Genomic DNA, 506 nt, shown 5'->3' with positions numbered 1-506 from the left:
ATCTCGTCGAGGCGCTCCTTGCGGCGCGCGGCCAGCACGAGCTTGGCGCCCCGCTGCGCCAGCAGGCGCGCCGTCGCCTCGCCAAGGCCGCTGCTCGCGCCGGTGATGATGACGACCTTGTTCCTGATGTTGTCCTGCACGCTCATGGTCCATTCCTTTCCAGGTTCTGCGGCGCCTGCCGGATGCGGCGCCGTCTGGAAGGAAATGTAGAGTCGTGCAGTCTCCGAGTGAATAGCCGTCCCCCGGCAGACACTCTTCCTTTGATCGATCGAATTCGCGCGCTCGCTAGCTGCCGCGCGCCGCCTTGGCGGTCTCGTTGCAGGCCTGGGCCAAGGCCTCGAAGCCTTCGCGCAACCGGGGCAATGCGAAGTCGACGAAGGCCCGGACCTTCGGAACGGCAAGGCGGCCGTGCGGCGAGACCAGGTGCACCGGCAGGGGCGCATGCTCGTCCTCGGCGAGGATGATCTTCAGCGTGCCGTCGGCCACCGCGTCGGCCAGGTGGTACG

1 protein-coding gene and 1 pseudogene are annotated in these 506 nt (G+C 67.8%); both read right to left on the bottom strand.

Features of this window, described 5'->3' with window-relative positions:
- A partial coding sequence (locus tag AC1DTN_RS39385; protein WP_477925700.1) for an SDR family NAD(P)-dependent oxidoreductase occupies positions 1–146 on the bottom strand: 146 nt, incomplete at its 3' end.
- Positions 147–285: 139 nt separating this feature from the next.
- Positions 286–506 (bottom strand): annotated as a pseudogene (locus AC1DTN_RS39380) (LysR family transcriptional regulator); the annotation flags it as partial.

Source organism: Rhizobium sp. 01T444, assembly GCF_056398305.1.
The sequence above is the reverse complement of the archived record's forward strand: the minus strand, read 5'-3'. Positions and strand labels throughout refer to the sequence as shown.